General features: G+C 66.2%; 15 protein-coding genes and 2 pseudogenes. 7 read left to right on the top strand and 10 right to left on the bottom strand.

Annotated elements, in window-relative coordinates; all coding sequences use genetic code 11:
• Both Q0S71_RS20925 and Q0S71_RS20920 read left to right on the top strand, forming a co-directional pair.
• Positions 1 to 222 (top strand): annotated as a pseudogene (locus Q0S71_RS20925) (hypothetical protein); the annotation flags it as partial.
• The gene (locus tag Q0S71_RS20920) at positions 219 to 839 is read left to right on the top strand and encodes a tetratricopeptide repeat protein (RefSeq protein ID WP_295999979.1); all 621 of its coding nucleotides are present in this window, start codon (positions 219 to 221) and stop codon (positions 837 to 839) included. The pseudogene Q0S71_RS20925 and the gene Q0S71_RS20920, both read left to right, overlap by 4 nt.
• Before the next feature lie 12 nt (positions 840 to 851).
• Here Q0S71_RS20920 and prsR read toward each other — a convergent pair whose 3' ends face one another.
• From prsR to Q0S71_RS20905, 3 genes are read right to left on the bottom strand one after another with little or no spacing between them, the layout of a single operon-like run.
• Entirely contained in the window at positions 852 to 2,198 is a 1,347-nt protein-coding gene (gene prsR, locus Q0S71_RS20915; protein ID WP_295999977.1) for a PEP-CTERM-box response regulator transcription factor, read from the bottom strand.
• Between the two features lie 22 nt (positions 2,199 to 2,220).
• On the bottom strand, positions 2,221 to 4,323 hold the full coding sequence (gene prsK, locus Q0S71_RS20910; RefSeq protein WP_295999974.1) for an XrtA/PEP-CTERM system histidine kinase PrsK: 2,103 nt from the start codon (positions 4,321 to 4,323) through the stop codon (positions 2,221 to 2,223).
• Entirely contained in the window at positions 4,323 to 5,660 is a 1,338-nt protein-coding gene (locus Q0S71_RS20905; RefSeq protein ID WP_295999973.1) for a TIGR03013 family XrtA/PEP-CTERM system glycosyltransferase, read from the bottom strand. The genes prsK and Q0S71_RS20905 overlap by 1 nt, the downstream gene beginning before the upstream one ends.
• Before the next feature lie 197 nt (positions 5,661 to 5,857).
• On the opposite strand from Q0S71_RS20905, the gene nadB reads away from it, so the two are divergent.
• On the top strand, positions 5,858 to 7,468 hold the full coding sequence (nadB, locus tag Q0S71_RS20900) for an L-aspartate oxidase (protein ID WP_295999972.1): 1,611 nt from the start codon (positions 5,858 to 5,860) through the stop codon (positions 7,466 to 7,468).
• 50 nt (positions 7,469 to 7,518) lie between these two features.
• On the top strand, positions 7,519 to 8,088 hold the full coding sequence (locus tag Q0S71_RS20895; protein WP_295999971.1) for a GNAT family N-acetyltransferase: 570 nt from the start codon (positions 7,519 to 7,521) through the stop codon (positions 8,086 to 8,088).
• Positions 8,089 to 8,092: 4 nt separating this feature from the next.
• Here the strand turns inward: Q0S71_RS20895 and Q0S71_RS20890 are convergent, their stop codons facing one another.
• Both Q0S71_RS20890 and Q0S71_RS20885 read right to left on the bottom strand, forming a co-directional pair.
• Positions 8,093 to 8,263: a hypothetical protein gene (locus Q0S71_RS20890; RefSeq protein ID WP_295999983.1), complete on the bottom strand. Its 171-nt coding sequence runs from the start codon at positions 8,261 to 8,263 to the stop codon at positions 8,093 to 8,095.
• Positions 8,260 to 9,438, bottom strand: a complete 1,179-nt coding sequence (locus tag Q0S71_RS20885; protein ID WP_295999970.1) for a PepSY domain-containing protein — start codon at positions 9,436 to 9,438, stop codon at positions 8,260 to 8,262. The genes Q0S71_RS20890 and Q0S71_RS20885 overlap by 4 nt, the downstream gene beginning before the upstream one ends.
• A gap of 162 nt (positions 9,439 to 9,600) precedes the next feature.
• Between Q0S71_RS20885 and Q0S71_RS20880 the strand changes: the two genes are divergently transcribed.
• Positions 9,601 to 11,784, top strand: coding sequence for a TonB-dependent receptor (locus Q0S71_RS20880; protein WP_295999982.1), 2,184 nt, complete (start codon positions 9,601 to 9,603; stop codon positions 11,782 to 11,784).
• 33 nt (positions 11,785 to 11,817) lie between these two features.
• Here Q0S71_RS20880 and Q0S71_RS20875 read toward each other — a convergent pair whose 3' ends face one another.
• Positions 11,818 to 12,627: a M48 family metallopeptidase gene (locus tag Q0S71_RS20875; RefSeq protein WP_295999969.1), complete on the bottom strand. Its 810-nt coding sequence runs from the start codon at positions 12,625 to 12,627 to the stop codon at positions 11,818 to 11,820.
• Between the two features lie 286 nt (positions 12,628 to 12,913).
• Here Q0S71_RS20875 and Q0S71_RS20870 point away from each other — a divergent pair, with 286 nt between their 5' ends.
• The gene (locus Q0S71_RS20870) at positions 12,914 to 13,324 is read left to right on the top strand and encodes a hypothetical protein (protein ID WP_295999980.1); all 411 of its coding nucleotides are present in this window, start codon (positions 12,914 to 12,916) and stop codon (positions 13,322 to 13,324) included.
• A gap of 145 nt (positions 13,325 to 13,469) precedes the next feature.
• Here Q0S71_RS20870 and fusA read toward each other — a convergent pair whose 3' ends face one another.
• The gene (fusA, locus tag Q0S71_RS20865; protein ID WP_295999968.1) at positions 13,470 to 15,578 is read right to left on the bottom strand and encodes an elongation factor G; all 2,109 of its coding nucleotides are present in this window, start codon (positions 15,576 to 15,578) and stop codon (positions 13,470 to 13,472) included.
• Positions 15,579 to 15,827: 249 nt separating this feature from the next.
• Here fusA and Q0S71_RS20860 point away from each other — a divergent pair, with 249 nt between their 5' ends.
• The gene (locus Q0S71_RS20860; protein WP_295999967.1) at positions 15,828 to 16,889 is read left to right on the top strand and encodes a phospholipase A; all 1,062 of its coding nucleotides are present in this window, start codon (positions 15,828 to 15,830) and stop codon (positions 16,887 to 16,889) included.
• Positions 16,890 to 16,895: 6 nt separating this feature from the next.
• On the opposite strand, the gene Q0S71_RS20855 is transcribed toward Q0S71_RS20860, so the two are convergent.
• The 3 genes and pseudogenes from Q0S71_RS20855 to Q0S71_RS20845 form a co-directional block, all read right to left on the bottom strand.
• Positions 16,896 to 17,096 (bottom strand): hypothetical protein, encoded by a 201-nt coding sequence (locus tag Q0S71_RS20855; protein ID WP_295999966.1) that lies wholly within the window; start codon positions 17,094 to 17,096, stop codon positions 16,896 to 16,898.
• A gap of 163 nt (positions 17,097 to 17,259) precedes the next feature.
• On the bottom strand, positions 17,260 to 17,508 hold the full coding sequence (locus Q0S71_RS20850; RefSeq protein ID WP_295999965.1) for a hypothetical protein: 249 nt from the start codon (positions 17,506 to 17,508) through the stop codon (positions 17,260 to 17,262).
• 113 nt (positions 17,509 to 17,621) lie between these two features.
• Positions 17,622 to 18,133: pseudogene (locus Q0S71_RS20845) on the bottom strand (methyltransferase type 12); the annotation flags it as partial.

Here is an 18,133-nt window from a genome sequence, read left to right as displayed (position 1 = left end):
CTGCGGCGGGCCGGCATCGACACCATCGCCCCGCTCGACGCGGCCAGCGCCATCGCCGCCGCGCTGCCGCGCTACCTGCGCCTGTGCCGCGCCGCGCTGGCGCCGCTGGCCAGCGACGTCGCCATCGCCGGCCATTCGCGCGCGGCCGGCGCGCGCCGGCTGGCCGAGCTGTTCGACCGCATCGCCGGACGATCATCCTCATCGGCACCATGGTCGGCATGAGAGTCGCCGCCTTCGCGCTGGCCTGCGCGGCCCACGGCTGGGCCGCCGCCGCCGGCTGCGGCGGTTTGGTCCACCACGACGTCGGCGGCGACTACACTAACGCCGACGACCGCGCCGGCCTCGAAGTGGTCGAATCGTTCCACTTCACGGCGCAGGTCGAGCATCTGGTCAGCGGCACCACCGACACGCTGGGCGGCGACATCGGCTACACGCTGGAGCACTTCCCCAACCACCACCGCGCGCTGGCGGCGATGGCCAAGCTGGGCCTGCGCGACAAGACCGAGCACCCGCCCGGCGCCAAATACACGGTGGCCTGCTATTTCGACCGCGCGCTGCGCTTCAAGCCCGACGACGCCAAGGTCCATTCGATTTTCGGCGGCTACCTGCTGTCGCTGGGCCAGACCGGTCCCGCGCTGGAGCAGCTGCGCGAGGCGGCGCGGCTGGAGCCCGACAACGCCACCGCCCACTACAATCTGGGCCTGCTCTACCTGCGCCAACACGATTACGCCCAGGCCCGCGCGGCGGCCGAACGCGCCTACGCGCTGGGCTTTCCGCTGCCCGGCCTGAAAAACAAATTGATCGCGGCCGGCCAGTGGACGGCGGCCAGCGCGCCCTAATTACTTGCCTGCTTATTTGACGCCGTGGTGGTTCATCAAGTCGTACAGGGTCGGGCGGCTGATCCCCAGCAGCTGCGCGGCCTTGACGATATTGCCGTCGGCGCGCGCCAGCGCCTTCACCATCACGCGGTATTCGGCCGCCGCGCGGGCCTGGCGCAGATCGACGCTGTCCTCGAAGGCCGGCGCCGCCGCCAGCCCCAGGTCGGCCGCCGTGATCTGCGGCCCGTCGGCCATGATGACGGCGCGCCGTATGCAGTTTTCCATCTCGCGCACATTGCCCGGCCAGCCGTGCGACTCGATGGCGGCCATCGCCTCGGGACTGAAGGGCAGTTGCGGGCGGCCTTCGGCGGCGCTGAATTTGTGCTTGAAGTGGTGCGCCAGCAGCGCGCTGTCTCCGGCGCGCTCGCGCAGCGGCGGCAGCAGCAGCACGATTTCGCTGAGCCGGTAAAACAGGTCTTCGCGAAAGCGGCCCTGCTCGACCAGCGCCGTCAGATGCTGGTGGGTGGCGCAGGCGATGCGCACGTCGACGCCGATTTCGCCGCGCCCGCCGACCCGCTCGATCACGCGCTCCTGCACGAAGCGCAGCAGCTTGGCCTGCAAGGCCAGCGCCATGTCGCCGATCTCGTCGAGAAAAAACGTGCCGCCGTCGGCCAGTTCGATTTTGCCCAGGGTCCGCTGGGTGGCGCCGGTGAAGGCGCCGCGCTCGTGGCCGAACAATTCGCTTTCCAGCAGATGTTCGGGAATGGCCGCGCAGTTGATGGCGACGAAGCGCCGCTCGCGCCGGCCGCTCAGCGCGTGCAGGCCGCGCGCGATCAACTCCTTGCCGCTGCCCGAAGGCCCCAGCAGCAACACCGTGGCCGACGATGGCGCCACCTTCTCGACGCTGCGGCACAGTTTGAGCACGCCCGGATCGCGGCTGACGATGCCGGCCAGCGGCGTATCGGCCTGGGTCTGCATCATGCGCCGGTTTTCCTGCTGCAGCGCGTGCAGATAAAAAGCGCGCGCTATTACCAGCGCGAGCAGGTCGGCGTCGAGCGGCTTCTGATGAAAATCGTAGGCGCCCATGCCGACCGCCTTGAGCGCGTTGGCGCGCTCGCGGTTGCCCGACAGGATAATGACCTTGGTGTCCGGCGCGATGGCCAGCATTTGCCGCAGCAGCGCCAGTCCTTCGCTGGCGCCGTCGGCGTCCGGCGGCAGGCCCAGGTCCATCGTCGCCACCGCCGGCTGATGGCGACGCAGCTGCGCCAGCGCGGCCTCGCGGTCGCCGGCGATCAGCACGTCGTAGTCGTCGAAGCGCCAGCGCAGCTGCTTTTGCAGGCCCGCGTCGTCCTCGATCACCAGCAGTTTTTGCTTGACCATCGTGTTCCTCCATCCGCATTCATTACGTCGCCGTGCCGCCATCGTGCAGCGGCAAAATCACGCGGAACGTGGTGCCCACCCGCGGCGCGCTGCTCACTTCCAGGCGGCCGCCCAGTTCCCGCACATACTCGCGGCTTTCGAATACGCCTATGCCCATGCCGGCCGGCTTGGTGGTGTCGAAGGGCTGGAACAGGCGCTCGCGGATAAAGCCGGCGCTCATGCCCTCGCCGCTGTCGCGCAGCTCGATCACGGCGGCCGCGCCTTCGCGCAGCAGGCGCACGCTGACGGTGCCGTCGCGCGCCGTCGCCTCGATCGCGTTTTGCAGCAGGTGGCCCAACACCCGCTCCAGCCGCTGCGCATCGGCACGCACCGTCAGTCCCGCCGCGTCGATGCCCAGCGACGGCTGCGGCGTCGACCCCGCGCGCGCCAGCACCGCCCGCGCCAGCAGCGGCGCCAGGTCCAGCGCCTGCGCCGTCTGCGCGGCCGCCGTCGCGTCGGCGCGGCCGAGTTTATGCAGCAGCTGCGTCATCTTGGCAACCGAGTGCGCCAGCGTGTCCATCAAGTCTTGTTGAAACGCGGCGCTGGCATGGTGGCGGTCGGCGTTTTGCAGCAGCAGCGATAATTGCGACACCAGGTTTTTCACGTCATGCACGATGAAGGCCGACATGCGGTTGAACGACTCGAACTGGCGCGCCACCAACAGCGAGTTGGCCGACTCCTGATGCGCCAGATAACTGGCGGCCTGGCTGGCGGCGATCTTCAGTAGATCGCGCACTTCCCAATCGAGCGCGATGGGGGCGCGCGGCCGCGTCAGCGCGATGAAGCCGGCCAGGCCGCCATGCAGCATCAGCGGCACCAGCAGCCACAATCGGGGCACCGTCTCCAGCCACGCCGGCAGTTGCAGCTGGCCGTAGCGCTGCGGGCGCGCGCGGCAATCGGCGACGTCGATCACCCACTGGCGCGCCTGCATGAAACGGCACAGCGCCGCGTCGCCGTTTTCCCGCGTCGGCAACGGCGCCATATTCCAGCTGGCGACAGGCTCGTAGACGCCGCGTTCGCGCCGCAGCCACAAGGCGCCGGCCGGGCTCTCGACCAGCGCCGCCACGGCCTGGATGCTGCGCTCGGCCAGCGCCGGACCGTCGGCCGACAAGGCCCGCGTCAGGCGCAGCCACTCTTGCCGGTAGTCGTAACTGCCCTGGTAAAAATTCTTGTTGATGAAGACCTTCACACGCGCCCGCACGGCGCCGGAAAACAGCACGCCGGCCAGCAGCATCGCCGCGCCGCACAGGCAGTCGAGCAGCATCACCGGACCCCACGCGCCGCCGATGGCGCGCAGATACCAGGCGCTGGCCGCCATCGCCAGCAGGTACAGGGCCGCGCCGATCAGCGCCGCCGATCGCAACTTCATCTGCCGCGACACCGTCAAGCCCAGCGCCCACGCCGGATTGCGCGCCGCCGACACGGCGATCAGCGGTGCGGCCAGCGCGTCGACGACGCCGCGCGCCGACCAGATGGCGGCGGTCACATGGCGCAGCAGCAGCGCGTCGCTGTACAGATAAAAATCGTAGGCGTACATGGCGCCGATGCCGAGGCAGGCGAACTTGATGCCCCAGCGCTGGCGCGGCGGCGTGCCGCGATACAGCTGCTCGACCAGCAGAATGCCGCACAGGGCCAGCGCCAGGCGCGGCGCGATGGCGGCCAGCGCCGCCTGCGACGCCAACGCGGCCGGGAGCGCGGCGGGAGGCATTGCCGGAAGCCCGGCCGCAAGCGCGTAAGACGCGCCGGCCCACGGCGCGGCCAACGCCGGCAGCAGCGCCGCCGCCGCGTAGACGGCCAGCCAGCGGCACAGGCGGCGCCGCGTGGCCTCCAGCAGCAACAGCAAAAACAGGGCCCAGGCGCCGCTGTGCGCGATTTCCAGCGCGTCCATCAAGGCGCCGCCGGACGCGCCGTGCCGCGCGGCGCCGGCGGCCCACAGCACCGTCAGCGCGCACGCGGCCAGCAGCGCCGTCGCGTGACGGCGCGCGCGCCAGCCGCGCAGCAGCAACAAGCCCAATAAGAGGAAGGCGGCGGCGGCGATGCCGTAACTGACCGCGGCGATGTGCTGCGGCGACCAGCCGGCCTGCATCACCGGCTGCCTTTGCCGAGCAAGACCACCTGCACCGTGTCGATCAAGATCAGCAGGTCGAGGAACAGGCTGTTGTTCTTGACGTAGTACAGGTCGTACTGCAGTTTTTGCACCGCGTCCTGCACCGACGCGCCGTAGCGGTAGCGCACCTGCGCCAGCCCGGTCACGCCCGGCTTGATGCTGTGCCGCACATGGTAATACTCGATCTGGGCGCACAGCAGCTCGACGAAATAGGCGCGCTCGGGGCGCGGCCCGACGAAGCTCATCTCGCCGCGCAGCACATTAAGCATCTGCGGCAGCTCGTCGATGCGCAGCTTGCGCAGCCAGTGGCCGACGCGCGTCACGCGCGGGTCGTCGGCGCTGGCCCAGGTCGGCGTGCCGCCCGGCTCGGCGTCGCGCCGCATGCTGCGCAATTTCAGCACCTGGAACGGGCGCCCGTCCTTGCCCACCCTGGCCTGCTGGTAAAACACCGGACCGCCGTCGTCGAGCCGGATCGCCAGCGCCGCCACCAGCAGCAGCGGCAGCGCGGCCACGCAGATGACGGCGCTGGCCAGCAAGTCGAAGCCGCCGCCGAAAATGAGAAAACTCGGCAGCAGCGCGTCGACGCGGATCTGGCACGCCTCGCGCTCAAAAAAGGTGGCGGCGTCGATCACGCGCACGCCGCCGAGCGCGCATTCGAGCAGCTGGCGCACCGGAAAGGCGCCGTTGCGGCGGTCGCTGACCGAGACCACGATTTCATGCGCGTCAAGCTGGCGCGCCAAGGCCAGCAGCGACGTCCCCTCCGGCAGCAGCGCCGACGCCGGCACGCAGCGCGTTTCGCCGGCCACCGTCATACAGCCGACCACGTGGAACTGGTGGAAGCCGCCGCGGCGCGCCGCCAGCGCCATGCATTCGCGCGCGGTGGCGCCGTCGCCGATCAGGATCAGACGCTGCTCCATCACGCTCAGCTCGGCGGACTTGAACACCACCAGCCGCGTCAGCAGCACGCTGACGGCGCCCAGCAGCAGCGCCAGCCCGCCCGCCTGGTCCAGCCGGAACGCCGGCGCCGGCCGCGCCAGCAGGCTGAACAAGGAGTAACCAAGCGCGAACGCGGGCAAGATGCGCAGCAGCGTGTGGCGCACATTTTCATGCGCGCTGTGCTGATACATGCCCAGCGTGCCCATGCTCAGCACCAGCAGCGCGGCCAGCGCCGGCGCCGGCCACAGCGACAGGCCGGCGCCGCCGCGCGGCAGACGCATCAGCACGCTGATGGCGGTGGCCGTCAGCAAGATCAACAATTCCAGCAACAGCAACAGGACGCCGATGCGCGACACATAATGATTGAAAATGCGGATCACAGCCGTCCTCCATCGCCGAACCACCGTCGGAACGCCCATGATGGCCGAGCGTGCGCGGCTCGGCCTTGAGGCGCGACAATGCCAACCCGGCGGCAGATCAATGCGGCCTCAAAATCGGCCCGAAGTGGCGCGATCCGACGCGGCGCGGTCAAATGGTCTATAGTCATGGCTCCCTACCGAACTCACCACGACTCACCATGAAATTTGATGTAGCTATTGTCGGCAGCGGCCTGGCCGGCCTGTCGGTCGCCCTGCACCTGGCCGAAACGCGCACCGTCGCGATCATTTCCAAACGCGCTCTGATGGACGGCGCCAGCAACTGGGCCCAGGGCGGCATCGCCGCCGTGCTCGACTCCGGCGACAGCCACGAGCAACACATCGACGACACCCTCATCGCCGGCGGCGGCCTGTGCGACGAAAGCGCCACGCGCTACATCGTCGAGCACGGCCGCGAAGCGATCGAGTGGCTGATCGCCCAGGGCGTGCCGTTCACGCGCGACGACAGCGCCGAACTGGGCTTCCACCTGACCCGCGAGGGCGGCCACAGCCAGCGCCGCATCATCCACGCCGCCGACGCCACCGGCCACGCGGTCCAGGTCACGCTGGAAGAAAAAGTGCGCGCCCATCCGAACATCACGCTGTTCGAGCACCACTGCGCGATCGACCTGATTACGTCCGACAAGATCGAAACGGGCAAGCAGCGCAGCGCCCAGCCCAAGTGCCACGGTTTATATGTGCAGGACGAGCGCAGCGGCGAAATACTGACCTTCGCCGCCGAGCACACCGTCATGGCCACAGGCGGCGCCGGCAAGGTCTACCTGTACACCACCAACCCCGACACGGCCAGCGGCGACGGCATCGCCATGGCCTGGCGCGCCGGCTGCCGCGTCTCGAACATGGAATTCATCCAGTTCCACCCGACCTGCTTGTACCACCCCTACGCCAAATCCTTCCTCATCACCGAAGCGATACGCGGCGAAGGCGGCCTGCTGAAACTGCCGCCGGAAGCGGGCGCCGCCGCCGGCACCCGCTTCATGCTGGCCCACGACGAGCGCGCCGAACTGGCGCCGCGCGACGTGGTGGCGCGCGCCATCGACTTCGAGATCAAGAAGCGCGGCCTCGATTACGTCCACCTCGACATCAGCCACAAGCCGGCCGCCTTCCTGATCGAGCACTTCCCCACCATCTACGCGCGCTGCCTGGAACTGGGCATCGACATCACCAAGCAGCCGATTCCCATCGTGCCGGCCGCGCACTACACCTGCGGCGGCGTGGTCACCGACCTGGCCGGCCGCACCGACATTCCGGGCCTGTACGCCGTCGGCGAAACGGCCTGCACCGGCCTGCACGGCGCCAACCGCCTGGCCAGCAATTCCCTGCTCGAATGCCTGGTGATCGGCCGCGCCTGCGCGCAAGACATCGCCGCCCAAGAGAAGGATGAAGTGCCCTATCTGCCCGACTGGGACGCCAGCCGCGTCACCGACGCCGACGAGGAAGTCGTCATCTCCCACAACTGGGACGAGCTGCGCCGCTTCATGTGGAACTACGTCGGCATTGTGCGCACCACCAAGCGGCTGGAACGGGCGCAGCACCGCATCGCGCTGCTAAAGGAAGAAATCGACGAGTATTACCGCAACTTCCGCATCACCCACGACCTGCTGGAACTGCGCAACCTGGTCGATGTGGCCTCGCTGATCGTCAACAGCGCCTTGCAGCGGCGCGAGAGCCGCGGCCTGCACTTCAGCCGCGACTACCCGGCCACGCTGCCGAAGGCGCTGCCGAGCATTTTGACGCCGGCGCGGCGCTGACGCTTCCGGGTATATCGTTTATATCGTTTATATCGTTTGGACATTCATCGATGACGAGACCCGCCGGCCCGCCGCCAACAACCGAGCCCACAGTGCGGCTGCGGCTGGCGCAGCCGTCTGACGTGGCGCCCATGGAAGCGCTGATCGCGCGCTCCGGCATCGCACTGAGCGCCGGTTTTTACACGGCGGCGCAGGCCGCCGCCGTCACCGAGCACGTGTTCGGCGTCGACACCCAGCTGGTCGCCGACCAGACGTATTTTCTGATCGAGCGCGACGGCGTGCTGGCCGCCTGCGGCGGCTGGAGCAAGCGCGCCACGCTGTTCGGCAGCGACCGCGCCAAGACCGGCCCCGATCCCCTGCTCGACCCGGCCACGCAGCCGGCCCGCATCCGCGCCTTCTTCGTCGACCCGGCGATGGCGCGCCAGGGCCTGGGACGGATGTTGATGCAGCACTGCCAGCAGCAGGCCGCCGCCGCCGGCTTTAGCGCGCTGGAACTGGCCGCAACCATGCCGGGCGTGCCGCTCTACTTGGCCAGCGGCTTTGAAGTGTGCGAACCGTTCGAGATTTCGCTGCCGGGCGGTGTCAGCGTCCCGCTGGCGCGCATGCGCAAGGTCATCTAGGAATTTATTTGCGGCGCAAGCCGAACCAGGCACCGACGACCACCGGTGTCGCCAGCCCGATGGCGGCCACGCCGTTCCAGTGGCCATCGCCGGCCAGCGCACCGATCAGGCCGGCCATCGTCAGGATGGCGATGGCCAGCGGCGCACCCCACAAACGCAGCAGCGCCCGCATCACGCCGGACCGCCATCGTGCGCGAAGGCGGTCCGCTCCTCCTCCGGCGTTGATGTTGGCGCTGACACGGCGGCGACCGCCGCCGGCCGCGCCGCGCTACCGCGCTTGAGCCACAGATACAGACCGCTGCCCAACACCAGCAGCGTGGCCACGTCGAGCAGGGCCCACAGCAACTGCATGGCCGCGCCGCCGTAGTCGCCGAAATGCAGCGGCTGCGAAATGAGCAGCGCCGTCAAATACCACGGCAAGGCGCGTTGCGCGGTGATCTGCGTCGTTTGCGCGTCGACCAGCACCGGCCGGTACAGGCGCGACGTCAGCGCCGTGTCGCCGCGCATGAAGATGCCGTAGTGGTGGGCGCTGCTGAACGGCGTGCCTGGGAAGGCGACGAAGCCGATCTTCATGCCCGGCGCGGCGGCCACGGCATGCGCCAGCGACGCCTGCATCGAGCCCAGTTGAGTCGGCGGCGGCAGGTTTTTATACGGCGCCGTCATCTCGGCCATTTCCGTGTATTGCCAGTATTGCAGCAGCGGCGTGGCCCAGGTGTTGATGACGCCGGTGGCCCCGACCACCAGCGCCCACGCCAGCGTGACGATGCCCAGCAGATTGTGCAAGTCCAGCCACCGCAAGCGCGGCCCGCGCGCGCGCCGCACGTCGCCGAAGTCGAGCTTGCGCATGAACGGCGCGTACAGCACCACGCCGGAGACGATGGCCAGCACCAGCAGCACGCCCATCAGGCCGAGGAACAGGGTGCCCCACAGGCCGGCGTACAGATCGACGTGCAAGTGGTGGACCACGCCGATGAAGCTGCCTTCCATGCTGGGCTGGGCCAGCACCCGCGCGCTGCGGGCATCGATGGCGATCGATTTGTAGGCCTCGTCGGTCGGATTGTCGCCCAGCGTCAGATTCCAGATGTCGGGCTGGTCGGCGTCCTGCGACAGATACATGACCATCTTGCCCGGATACAGGGCGCGGCCGGCGGCGATCACGCGGTCGAGGTCGGCACGCGGCGCGTCCGCCGCCATGCGCGGCGCCTGCACGCCGTTGCCGAGCAGACTGTCGATTTCATGGTGGTAGATCAGCGGCAAGCCGGTCACGCACAGCAGCAGCATGAAAGCGGTGCAGACCAGGCTGCTCCATTTGTGTATCCAGGCCCAGCGGCGGATGGTGGTGGGTGTCATTGTGAACGTATCTGAAAGGGATGAAACGGTGCTGCGTGCAATGATAATGCAAATCACTCTCATTTGCTGGCAAAAAACAGTTGATGGCTCTATAATGAGAATCACTCTCATTCACATTGTAAAAAATATACCGTGGCCCTCAAGCAAACTCCCTATTTCGTTATGACCCCGCTGGCGATCGCCGCCCTCCTCCTCGTCAGCTCGACCGCGCAAGCGCAGGCACAGCTGGCCGTGGCCGCGGCCGATGGCGCGCCGGTGACGATGCAAACCGTGGTCGTGAACGCGTCCGCCGATGCGTCGGCCGACGGCTTGCCGAAAGCCTATGCCGGCGGCCAAGTCGCGCGCGGCGGCCGCCTCGGCCTGCTGGGCAATGTCGACGTGATGGATACGCCGTTCAACTCGCTCAATTTCACGCAGCAGCTGATCCAGGACCAGCAGGCGCGCAGCGTCGCCGACGTGGTGCAGAACGACCCGGCGGTGCGCGTGGCGCGCGGCTTCGGCAATTATCAGGAGCTGTATGTGATACGCGGCTTCGCCGTCAATTCCGACGACCTGGCGTACAACGGCCTGTACGGCATCCTGCCGCGCCAGTTCGTCGCCTCCGAATTGCTCGAAAGGGTGGAAGTGCTGCGCGGCGCCAATTCCTTCCTGAACGGCGCCACGCCGGGTGGCGGCGGCATCGGCGGCTCCATCAATCTGCTGCCTAAACGGGCCGGCAACACGGACTTGAACGAAGTGACGCTGGGCACCGAAACCGGCGGCCAGGCTTACGGCGCGGTCGATATCGGCCGCCGCTTCGGCGCCGGCGGCAACACCGGCATCCGCGTCAACGCGGCCCGCCGCGACGGCGACACCGGCGTCGACCGCGAACACCGCGAACTGAGCGTGCTGTCCGTCGGCCTCGACTTCGAGAGCCGCGACCTGCGCCTGTCGGCCGACGTCGGCTACCAGGACCACAAGCTGACCGGCGCCCGTCCGAGCGTGACGCTGGCGGCCGGCGTGCCGATGCCGGCCGCGCCCGACGCCAGCAGCAATTTCTCGCAGAAATGGACCCACTCGAACGAGCGCGACACCTTCGGCACGCTGCGCGGCGAGTACGACCTCAACAACAACGTGACGACCTGGGCCGCGTTGGGCGCGCGCAGCGGCGACGAATCGAACATCCTGGCCTCGCCCACCGTCAGCGCCGCCGACGGCACGGCCAGCATGTACCGCTTCGACAACCAGCGCCACGACTCCGTGCGCACCGGCGAAATCGGCATCCGCGGCAAGCTGCGCACCGGCGGCGTCGGCCACAGCCTGAGCGCGACGATCTCGACGTACTGGCAGGAATCGCGCAACGCCTACGCCTTCAGCAACTTTGCCGGCTTCGCCACCAATATCTACGCGCCGGTCGACGTGGCCGCGCCGGCCGCCGATTATTTCACCGGCGGCAAGCTGGACCATCCTCTGCTGACGAGCAAGACCATCCTGTCGAGCTACGCGCTGGCCGACACGCTGTCCTTCGCCCACGACACCGTGCTGCTGACGCTGGGCGCGCGCAACCAGACCATCAAGTCCGACAGCTACGACTACAACAGCGGCGCCTCGCAGTCGCACTATAACCAGAGCAAGGTGACGCCGGTCGCAGCCATCGTCTACAAGCCGGTGGCCCACCTGTCGCTGTACGCCAACTACATCGAGGCGCTGCAACAAGGCGTGGCCGCGCCCATCGGCGGCGCCGTCATCATCGACAACCCGGGCCAGACCTTCGCGCCGACCGTGTCGAAGCAAAAGGAAATCGGCGTCAAGTACGATGCCGGCAGCGTCACCGCCACGGCGGCCCTGTTCAGCACCACGCTGCCGTCGGGTTATGTGCAAGACCACCACTTCGGCATGTTCGGCGACCAGCGCAACCAGGGCCTGGAATTGACGGCTTACGGCGTGCCCATGCACGGCCTGCGCCTGCTCGGCGGCCTGACCCTGCTCGACGCCAAGCAGCGCACCACGGAAGGCGGCATCAACCAGGGCAAGGATGTGATCGGCACGCCGGACACCCAGCTCAACCTGGGCGCCGAATGGGACGTGCCGGGCGTGCACGGCTTGACCGCCACGGCGCGCGCGCTGTACACCTCGACGCAATACGCGGACGGCGCCAACACGCAGCAATTGCCGTCGTGGAATCGCCTCGACCTGGGCGCCAGCTACGCCACCCGCATCCTCGACCGCAACGTGACCTTCCGCGCGCGCGTCGATAACGTCGCCAACAAGAACTACTGGAACTCGGCCGGCGGTTATCCCGGCTCCGGCTACCTGGTGGTCGGCGCGCCGCGCACCTTCGTGGTGTCCGGCACGGTCAACTTCTGATAAGCAATCCGGGGCGGCCGGCAGGAGGATCTCTTACTGCCGCGTCGCCTGATACAGCGGCATCACCTTCGGCATCAGCGCGCCCAGCTCGGCGATGCGGGTGTCGTTGGCCGGATGGGTGGAGAGGAATTCGGCCGGCTGCTTGCCCTTGCTGGCCTCCGTCATCTTCTTCCATACCGAAATGGCCGCGTTCGGATTGTAGCCGGCGCGCGCGGCCAGTTCCAGGCCCATGCCGTCGGCTTCGGACTCGTTCTGGCGCGAGTTCGGCAGCACGTAGAGATAATGGGCCACCGTGTTGGCGGCCTGGATCTGCGCCTCGCTGCCCGGCGCGGCGCTCATGGCGGCCGAGCTGAGCGCGTTCTGCGCATACGCTTGCGAGACGCGCTCGCGGCCGTGCTCGCGCAGCGCGTGCGAGATTTCATGGCCCATGACGATGGCGATCTCGTCGTCGGTGAGCCTGAGCTGGCGCACGATGCCGGTGTAAAAGGTGATCTTGCCGCCCGGCGCGCAGGACGCGTTGAGGATGGGCGCGTCGATCAGCACGACTTGCCAGTTCCACTTGACGGCGTCGTCGCGGAACACCCCCACCTGTTTTTCCAGCCGCGCGGCGACGCGCTTGAGCCGCTCCAGCTCCGCGCCGTGCGTGACGAGCTTGCCTTCCGACTGCGCTTTCTGATTTTGCTGGGTGTAATTGACCAGCGCCATCTGCTCGACCTGGTCAGCCGAAACGAGCATCAGCTGGGAGCGCTGGGCGCCGACCACGCCCGGTTTGGTGGTCGAGGCGCAGGCGGCCAGCAGCGTGGCGGCGGCAACGGCGAAGCAGGTCAGGCGGCGGACGGTCATGGCAACTCCTGTGGACGGCGGTGAGGGAGTCCTCATTTTCCCCACGGCAAGCTTGAAGTCAATTTGTTTCCGGGCATACGCTAATCCAGATCAATCATTGGCTATAATCCCTGCGCCGATCAGCACACATAAGGAATTTGGAATGAGCAAGCCTGGAATAAGCAAGTCAGCAATGAGCAAGTCGGCCTCCCCGCTGGCGCCGCGCGCGGCCGGCGCGGCGCTGCTGGCGCTGACAGCGTTGCTGTCGCTGGCGCCACCGAGCGCGCGCGCCGACAACCCCTTCGAGATGATCGACAATAAGCCCGTGCAGGAATTGTGGCTCAACCCGGGGTTTTACTCGTATCACTACCAGCGCGACAAGGGTTTGAATGACAGCAATCCCGGCTTCGGCGCCGAATATCGCTTTTCGACTGTGGCGTCGGCTACTGCGGGCCGCTTCTACAACAGCGACCGCGAGTATTCGAATTATCTGGGCGCGTATTACCAGCCGGTGGCGCTGGGAACGGTGCGCATAGGCGCCGCGTTCGGCGGTTTCAACGGCTATCCGCGCATGCGCGACGGCGGCTGGTTCCTGGCGGCCGTGCCGGTGCTGAGCTTCGACTACCGGCGTGTGGGCATCAATGTGTCCATCGTGCCGAGTTACAAGGACCGCCTGTACGGCGCGATATCCCTGCAACTGAAATTGAAGGCGTTCTAGTTCCCGGAACGTGTCGCGCCAAAAATAGTCGACGCCGCCAAATCAGGGTCAAGGCCGGAGGGCAAGACCGGGGGGGCGGACCTCCCGGTCTGCACCTCGGTCTTGAGCCCGATTTCGCCAGCGCCGGCCGACCGGCCGGAAATCGCTAGCACTGCTTGGCCGACGTCGCCACCTGCTCCAGTATGTGCTTGGGCACGGCGGCGTAATGCTTAAACTCCATGGTGTACGTGGCCCGACCCTGGGTCAACGAACGCAAGGTGGTCGAATAGCCGAACATCTCGGCCAGCGGCACCAGCGCGCGGATGATCTTGCCGCCGCCGCCGGGAATCTCATCCATCCCCTGCACCATGCCGCGCCGCGCCGTCAAGTCGCCCATGGCATTGCCCATGAACTCTTCCGGCGTTTCCACCTCGACCTGCATCATCGGCTCCAGCAACACCGGATCGGCGCGCCGCATGCCATCCTTGAAGGCCATCGACCCGGCCATGCGGAAGGCGTTCTCGTTCGAGTCAACATCGTGGTAAGAGCCGAAAGTGAGCGTGACCTTGACGTCGACCACCGGATAGCCGGCCAGCACGCCCGAACGCAGCGTTTCCTGGACGCCCTTGTCGACCGCCGGAATGTACTCGCGCGGCACCACGCCGCCCTTGATGGCGTCGACAAACTCATAACCCTTGCCCGGCTCGCGGGGCTCCAGCGTCAGCACCACGTGGCCGTACTGGCCGCGTCCGCCCGACTGCTTGACGAACTTGCCTTCGACGTCGGCCGCCTTCTTGTTGATGGTCTCGCGGTAAGCCACCTGCGGCTTGCCGACCGTCGCCTCGACGCCGAATTCGCGCCGCATGCGGTCCACCAGAATCTCCAGGTGCAGCTCACCCATGCCGGACATGATGGTCTGGCCCGATTCCTCATCCGTATGGACGCGGAACGACGGGTCCTCCTGCGCCAGCCGGTTCAGCGCGATGCCCATCTTCTCCTGATCGACCTTGGTCTTGGGTTCGACCGCCTGCGAGATCACAGGTTCCGGGAATATCATCTTTTCGAGCACGATGATGTGATCGGGCGAGCACAGCGTGTCGCCCGTCGTGACCGCCTTCAGGCCGACCGCCGCCGCGATGTCGCCGGCGTAGACTTCCTTGATTTCCTTGCGCTCGTTGGCGTGCATCTGCAAGATGCGGCCCAGCCGCTCCTTCTGGCTCTTGGTCGGGTTGTAGACCGTGTCGCCGGAATTGACGACGCCCGAATAGACGCGGAAAAAGGTCAGCTGGCCGACGAAGGGGTCGGTCATGATCTTGAAGGCCAGCGCCGAGAAGGGATCGCTGTCGGCCGGATGGCGTTCGATCGGGTTGTCCTGCTCGTCGTGCCCGCTGATGGCCGGCACGTCCAGCGGCGACGGCAGGTATTCGATGACGGCGTCGAGCATGGCCTGCACGCCACGGTTCTTGAAGGCGCTGCCGGCCAGCATCGGCACGATCTCGTTGCGGATGGTGCGCTCGCGCAGGCCGCGCTTGATCTCCTCCTCGCTCAGCGTTTCACCGTTCAGGTATTTTTCGGTCAGCTCGGTGGTCGATTCGGCGGCCGCCTCGACCATCTTCTCGCGCCACTCCTCGGCCAGCGCCCGCAAATGGGTCGGGATGTCTTCGTAGCTGAACTTGACGCCCAGGCTTTCGTCGTCCCAGTTGATGGCGCGCATTTTCACCAGGTCGATCACGCCGTGGAAATTATCCTCGGCGCCCAGCGGGATCTGGATCGGCACGGCCACGCCTTTCAGGCGCGTGGCGATCTGTTCGCGGACGCGGAAAAAATCGGCGCCGACGCGGTCCATCTTGTTGATGAAGGCGAGGCGCGGCACGGCGTATTTATTGGCCTGGCGCCACACGGTTTCCGACTGCGGCTGCACGCCGCCGACGGCGTCATAGACCATGACGGCGCCGTCGAGCACGCGCATCGACCGTTCCACCTCGATGGTAAAGTCGACGTGGCCCGGCGTATCGATGATGTTGATGCGGTGTTCGGGGAAATTGCCGGCCATACCCTTCCAGAAGGCGGTGGTGGCGGCCGAGGTGATGGTGATGCCGCGCTCCTGCTCCTGCTCCATCCAGTCCATCGTCGCCGCGCCGTTGTGCACTTCGCCTATCTTGTGATTGACGCCGGTGTAAAACAGGATGCGCTCGGTCGTGGTGGTCTTGCCGGCGTCAATGTGGGCGCTGATGCCGATGTTGCGGTAACGCTCGATGGGGGTCTTGCGGGTCATCACAATCTCCTAAAGCCACGGCCGTCGAAGACGGGCTATCGTGGGTAAATTCTAACAGCTATGGAAAGCTCAGGTAGGGTGTACGCGAGCAATTTCAAGTGCTGTCGAGTTGTGCGCCACTATTTTCCAAGGATCAATATACTGAGCGATATCAATGACACATTGTCAACATCAGCATTAACGCGTCAGCATTAACTTATTAGTATTAACATCGCATAATCCAGCAAAACGATTGAATAGCCCAAGAACATGAAAAACCCACTCCGCACCGCCCTGCTGTCCGCCCTGGCCTTCTCGCCCGCGCTGTCCCACGCCACCGAACTGGAGCAGAGTCTGGAACGGTGCGCGCAACTGGGCGACCCCAGCGCCCGCCTGGCCTGCTTCGACGGCCTCGCCAAGGCCGCGCCCAAGGGCGATGAAGCCATCGTCAACGCCAAGGCCGCCGCGCCGGCTTCGACCCAGCCCCTGGCGCCGGCGCCGGCCGTCGCCGCCGCCGTGGCCGCGAACACCAAGCCCGAGGCGCAATTGTCGCCCACCGTGCAGCTGTGGGAACTCGATCCGGCGGCCAAGCGCGGCGTTTTCAACTTCAAGCCCTTCCACAGCAATTACCTGCTGCTGGCCAACTACAGCAGCGCCACCAACGACACCCCGTTCGACGCCTTCACGCCCGGCGGCCTGAAGTCCAAGCACGTGGAATTGACGTATCAGCTGAGTTTGAAGATGAAGGCGCTGGAGCAGATCGGCAATCTGCCCATCGATTTATGGCTGGGCTACACGCAGCAGAGTTTCTGGCAGGCTTATAACCGGGCCGCGTCCAGCCCCTTCCGCGAAACCAATTACCAGCCGGAAGCGCTGCTGACCACGCCGCTGCACCTGGATGTGGGCGGCGTCCAGTTCCGCTATTTCAACCTGGCGCTGGAACACCAGTCGAACGGCCAAACGTCGACGCTGTCGCGCAGCTGGAACCGGATTTATGGCGAGGTGGGCGTGGAAGACGGCAAGCTGGCCGTCGCGCTGCGGATCTGGAAGCGGCTCGACAACGCCCGCTCGGACAACGACAACATCGACATCACCAACTACATGGGCCACGGCGACGTGACGGCGACCTACCGCGTCGACGGCAACGAGTTTTCGTTGCTGGCGCGCCGCAACTTCGCCTACCGCCGCGGCGCCCTGCAACTGGGCTGGGCCTTCCCGCTGGTGGCCAATCTGAAGGGTTATGTGCAAGCCTTCAGCGGCTATGGTGAGAGCTTGATCGACTACAACTACTCGCAGAAATCGCTGGGCGCGGGTTTCCTGGTGGCTTTCTAGGCGAAGTCAGCGGCCCGGCGTGCCCCGCAAGATGCGCGCCGGCAGCATGACTATGGCGCGCAGCAAGCCGAACACGGCGTCGACACCGATGCCGACCAGGCGCAGCGGCAGCAGTATCAGCCACAGCAGCGGATACAGCAGCAAGGCCAGCAAGGCCAGCGGCCAGCACAGGAACAACAGGATCAGCCACAGTACAAAGCTCAGCATTAGATGCTCCGCGTCAGAATAATGTCAATGTCACTACTCTAAAGCGGCGGCCGGCGCGCGGCAATCGCGATGCGACCAACTGCGCTGGCGGCCGATCAACGGTGCAAACGGCGGCACCGGCTGCGCCGCCGTCCACTTACGCTGTCTACTTGATTACGCAAACTTACTGGCCGAGGCAGATGATCTTGGTCACGTACTCATGCGCATTCGGCTTTTTCTTGGCCGCCCATTCGATGGCCTGATTGGCTTCCGTAATCGTCAGGATGGAGGCCTTTTCCTTCGATTTGATGAAGGATACGCCTTCGAACACGCCTTCTTTATTGCGCATGACTTTGGCGAACACGGGCGGCTTCTGGTCGCCGTCGCTGATCTTGTTTTGCTGGATGAGGTAGCGCTGGTCGTTCTGTTCCATACGAGCTTAGGTCTGAAGTGAAAAGACGGAATATACGCTGCGGACGGCCGGCTGGGAAGTTTTTTGATACAGCCCGCCGCGCACGGGCGGGCTGTGGTGACGCTAAACCGAACTCAGGCGTAGGCCGGGCTCAGGTTCGGTTGCAAGATCGCTTCGTACAGGATATCGGCCTTGAGCGCCGCCTGGAGCGACGGGATGGACCCGCCGGCGCGGTACTGGAAGCTCACTTGCAGCACATCGCCGACGGCGGCCTTGACCGGATTGGCCAGCGGCAGCGTCATGTAATGGTTCAGCCAGTCGATGGTGGTGGAGCGCTCGGCGACCACGGCCAGGATGTTTTTCGTCACGAAGCGCATGGCATTGATTTCACCGGCGCGCTCGACGACGAACTTGCCCTGCCAGTTGTAAGTCAATTCGTTGGGCTGGTTGAAATCGATGATGCTGTAGACGGCAGGCTGCGCCATTTCCACGGTGCCCGGATAAATGACCTGGGTTTCCTGGAATTGCACGATGGGCGCGTAAAAACCCTCGAAATCGTATTCCTGGTGCAAGGGCTGGACCGCCATGATGACCGCTTCCGGCAGGAACACCGGCAGCGGGCCGCCGAAACGCTCGATGTAGCGGC

This window comes from Rugamonas sp., assembly GCF_025354735.1.
Taxonomy (GTDB): Bacteria; Pseudomonadota; Gammaproteobacteria; order Burkholderiales; family Burkholderiaceae_D; genus Rugamonas.
Note: the sequence above shows the minus strand (reverse complement) of the source record. Positions and strands in the feature narration are given on the sequence as shown.

Coding starts and splice junctions, on each gene's coding strand:
- Q0S71_RS20920 (WP_295999979.1), top strand. CDS start 219: ATGAGAGTCGCCGCCTTCGCGCTGGCCTGCGCGGCCCACGGCTGGGCC.
- prsR (WP_295999977.1), bottom strand. CDS start 2,198: ATGGTCAAGCAAAAACTGCTGGTGATCGAGGACGACGCGGGCCTGCAA.
- prsK (WP_295999974.1), bottom strand. CDS start 4,323: ATGCAGGCCGGCTGGTCGCCGCAGCACATCGCCGCGGTCAGTTACGGC.
- nadB (WP_295999972.1), top strand. CDS start 5,858: ATGAAATTTGATGTAGCTATTGTCGGCAGCGGCCTGGCCGGCCTGTCG.
- Q0S71_RS20895 (WP_295999971.1), top strand. CDS start 7,519: ATGACGAGACCCGCCGGCCCGCCGCCAACAACCGAGCCCACAGTGCGG.
- Q0S71_RS20885 (WP_295999970.1), bottom strand. CDS start 9,438: ATGACACCCACCACCATCCGCCGCTGGGCCTGGATACACAAATGGAGC.
- Q0S71_RS20880 (WP_295999982.1), top strand. CDS start 9,601: ATGACCCCGCTGGCGATCGCCGCCCTCCTCCTCGTCAGCTCGACCGCG.
- Q0S71_RS20875 (WP_295999969.1), bottom strand. CDS start 12,627: ATGACCGTCCGCCGCCTGACCTGCTTCGCCGTTGCCGCCGCCACGCTG.
- Q0S71_RS20870 (WP_295999980.1), top strand. CDS start 12,914: ATGATCGACAATAAGCCCGTGCAGGAATTGTGGCTCAACCCGGGGTTT.
- fusA (WP_295999968.1), bottom strand. CDS start 15,578: ATGACCCGCAAGACCCCCATCGAGCGTTACCGCAACATCGGCATCAGC.
- Q0S71_RS20860 (WP_295999967.1), top strand. CDS start 15,828: ATGAAAAACCCACTCCGCACCGCCCTGCTGTCCGCCCTGGCCTTCTCG.
- Q0S71_RS20855 (WP_295999966.1), bottom strand. CDS start 17,096: ATGCTGAGCTTTGTACTGTGGCTGATCCTGTTGTTCCTGTGCTGGCCG.
- Q0S71_RS20850 (WP_295999965.1), bottom strand. CDS start 17,508: ATGGAACAGAACGACCAGCGCTACCTCATCCAGCAAAACAAGATCAGC.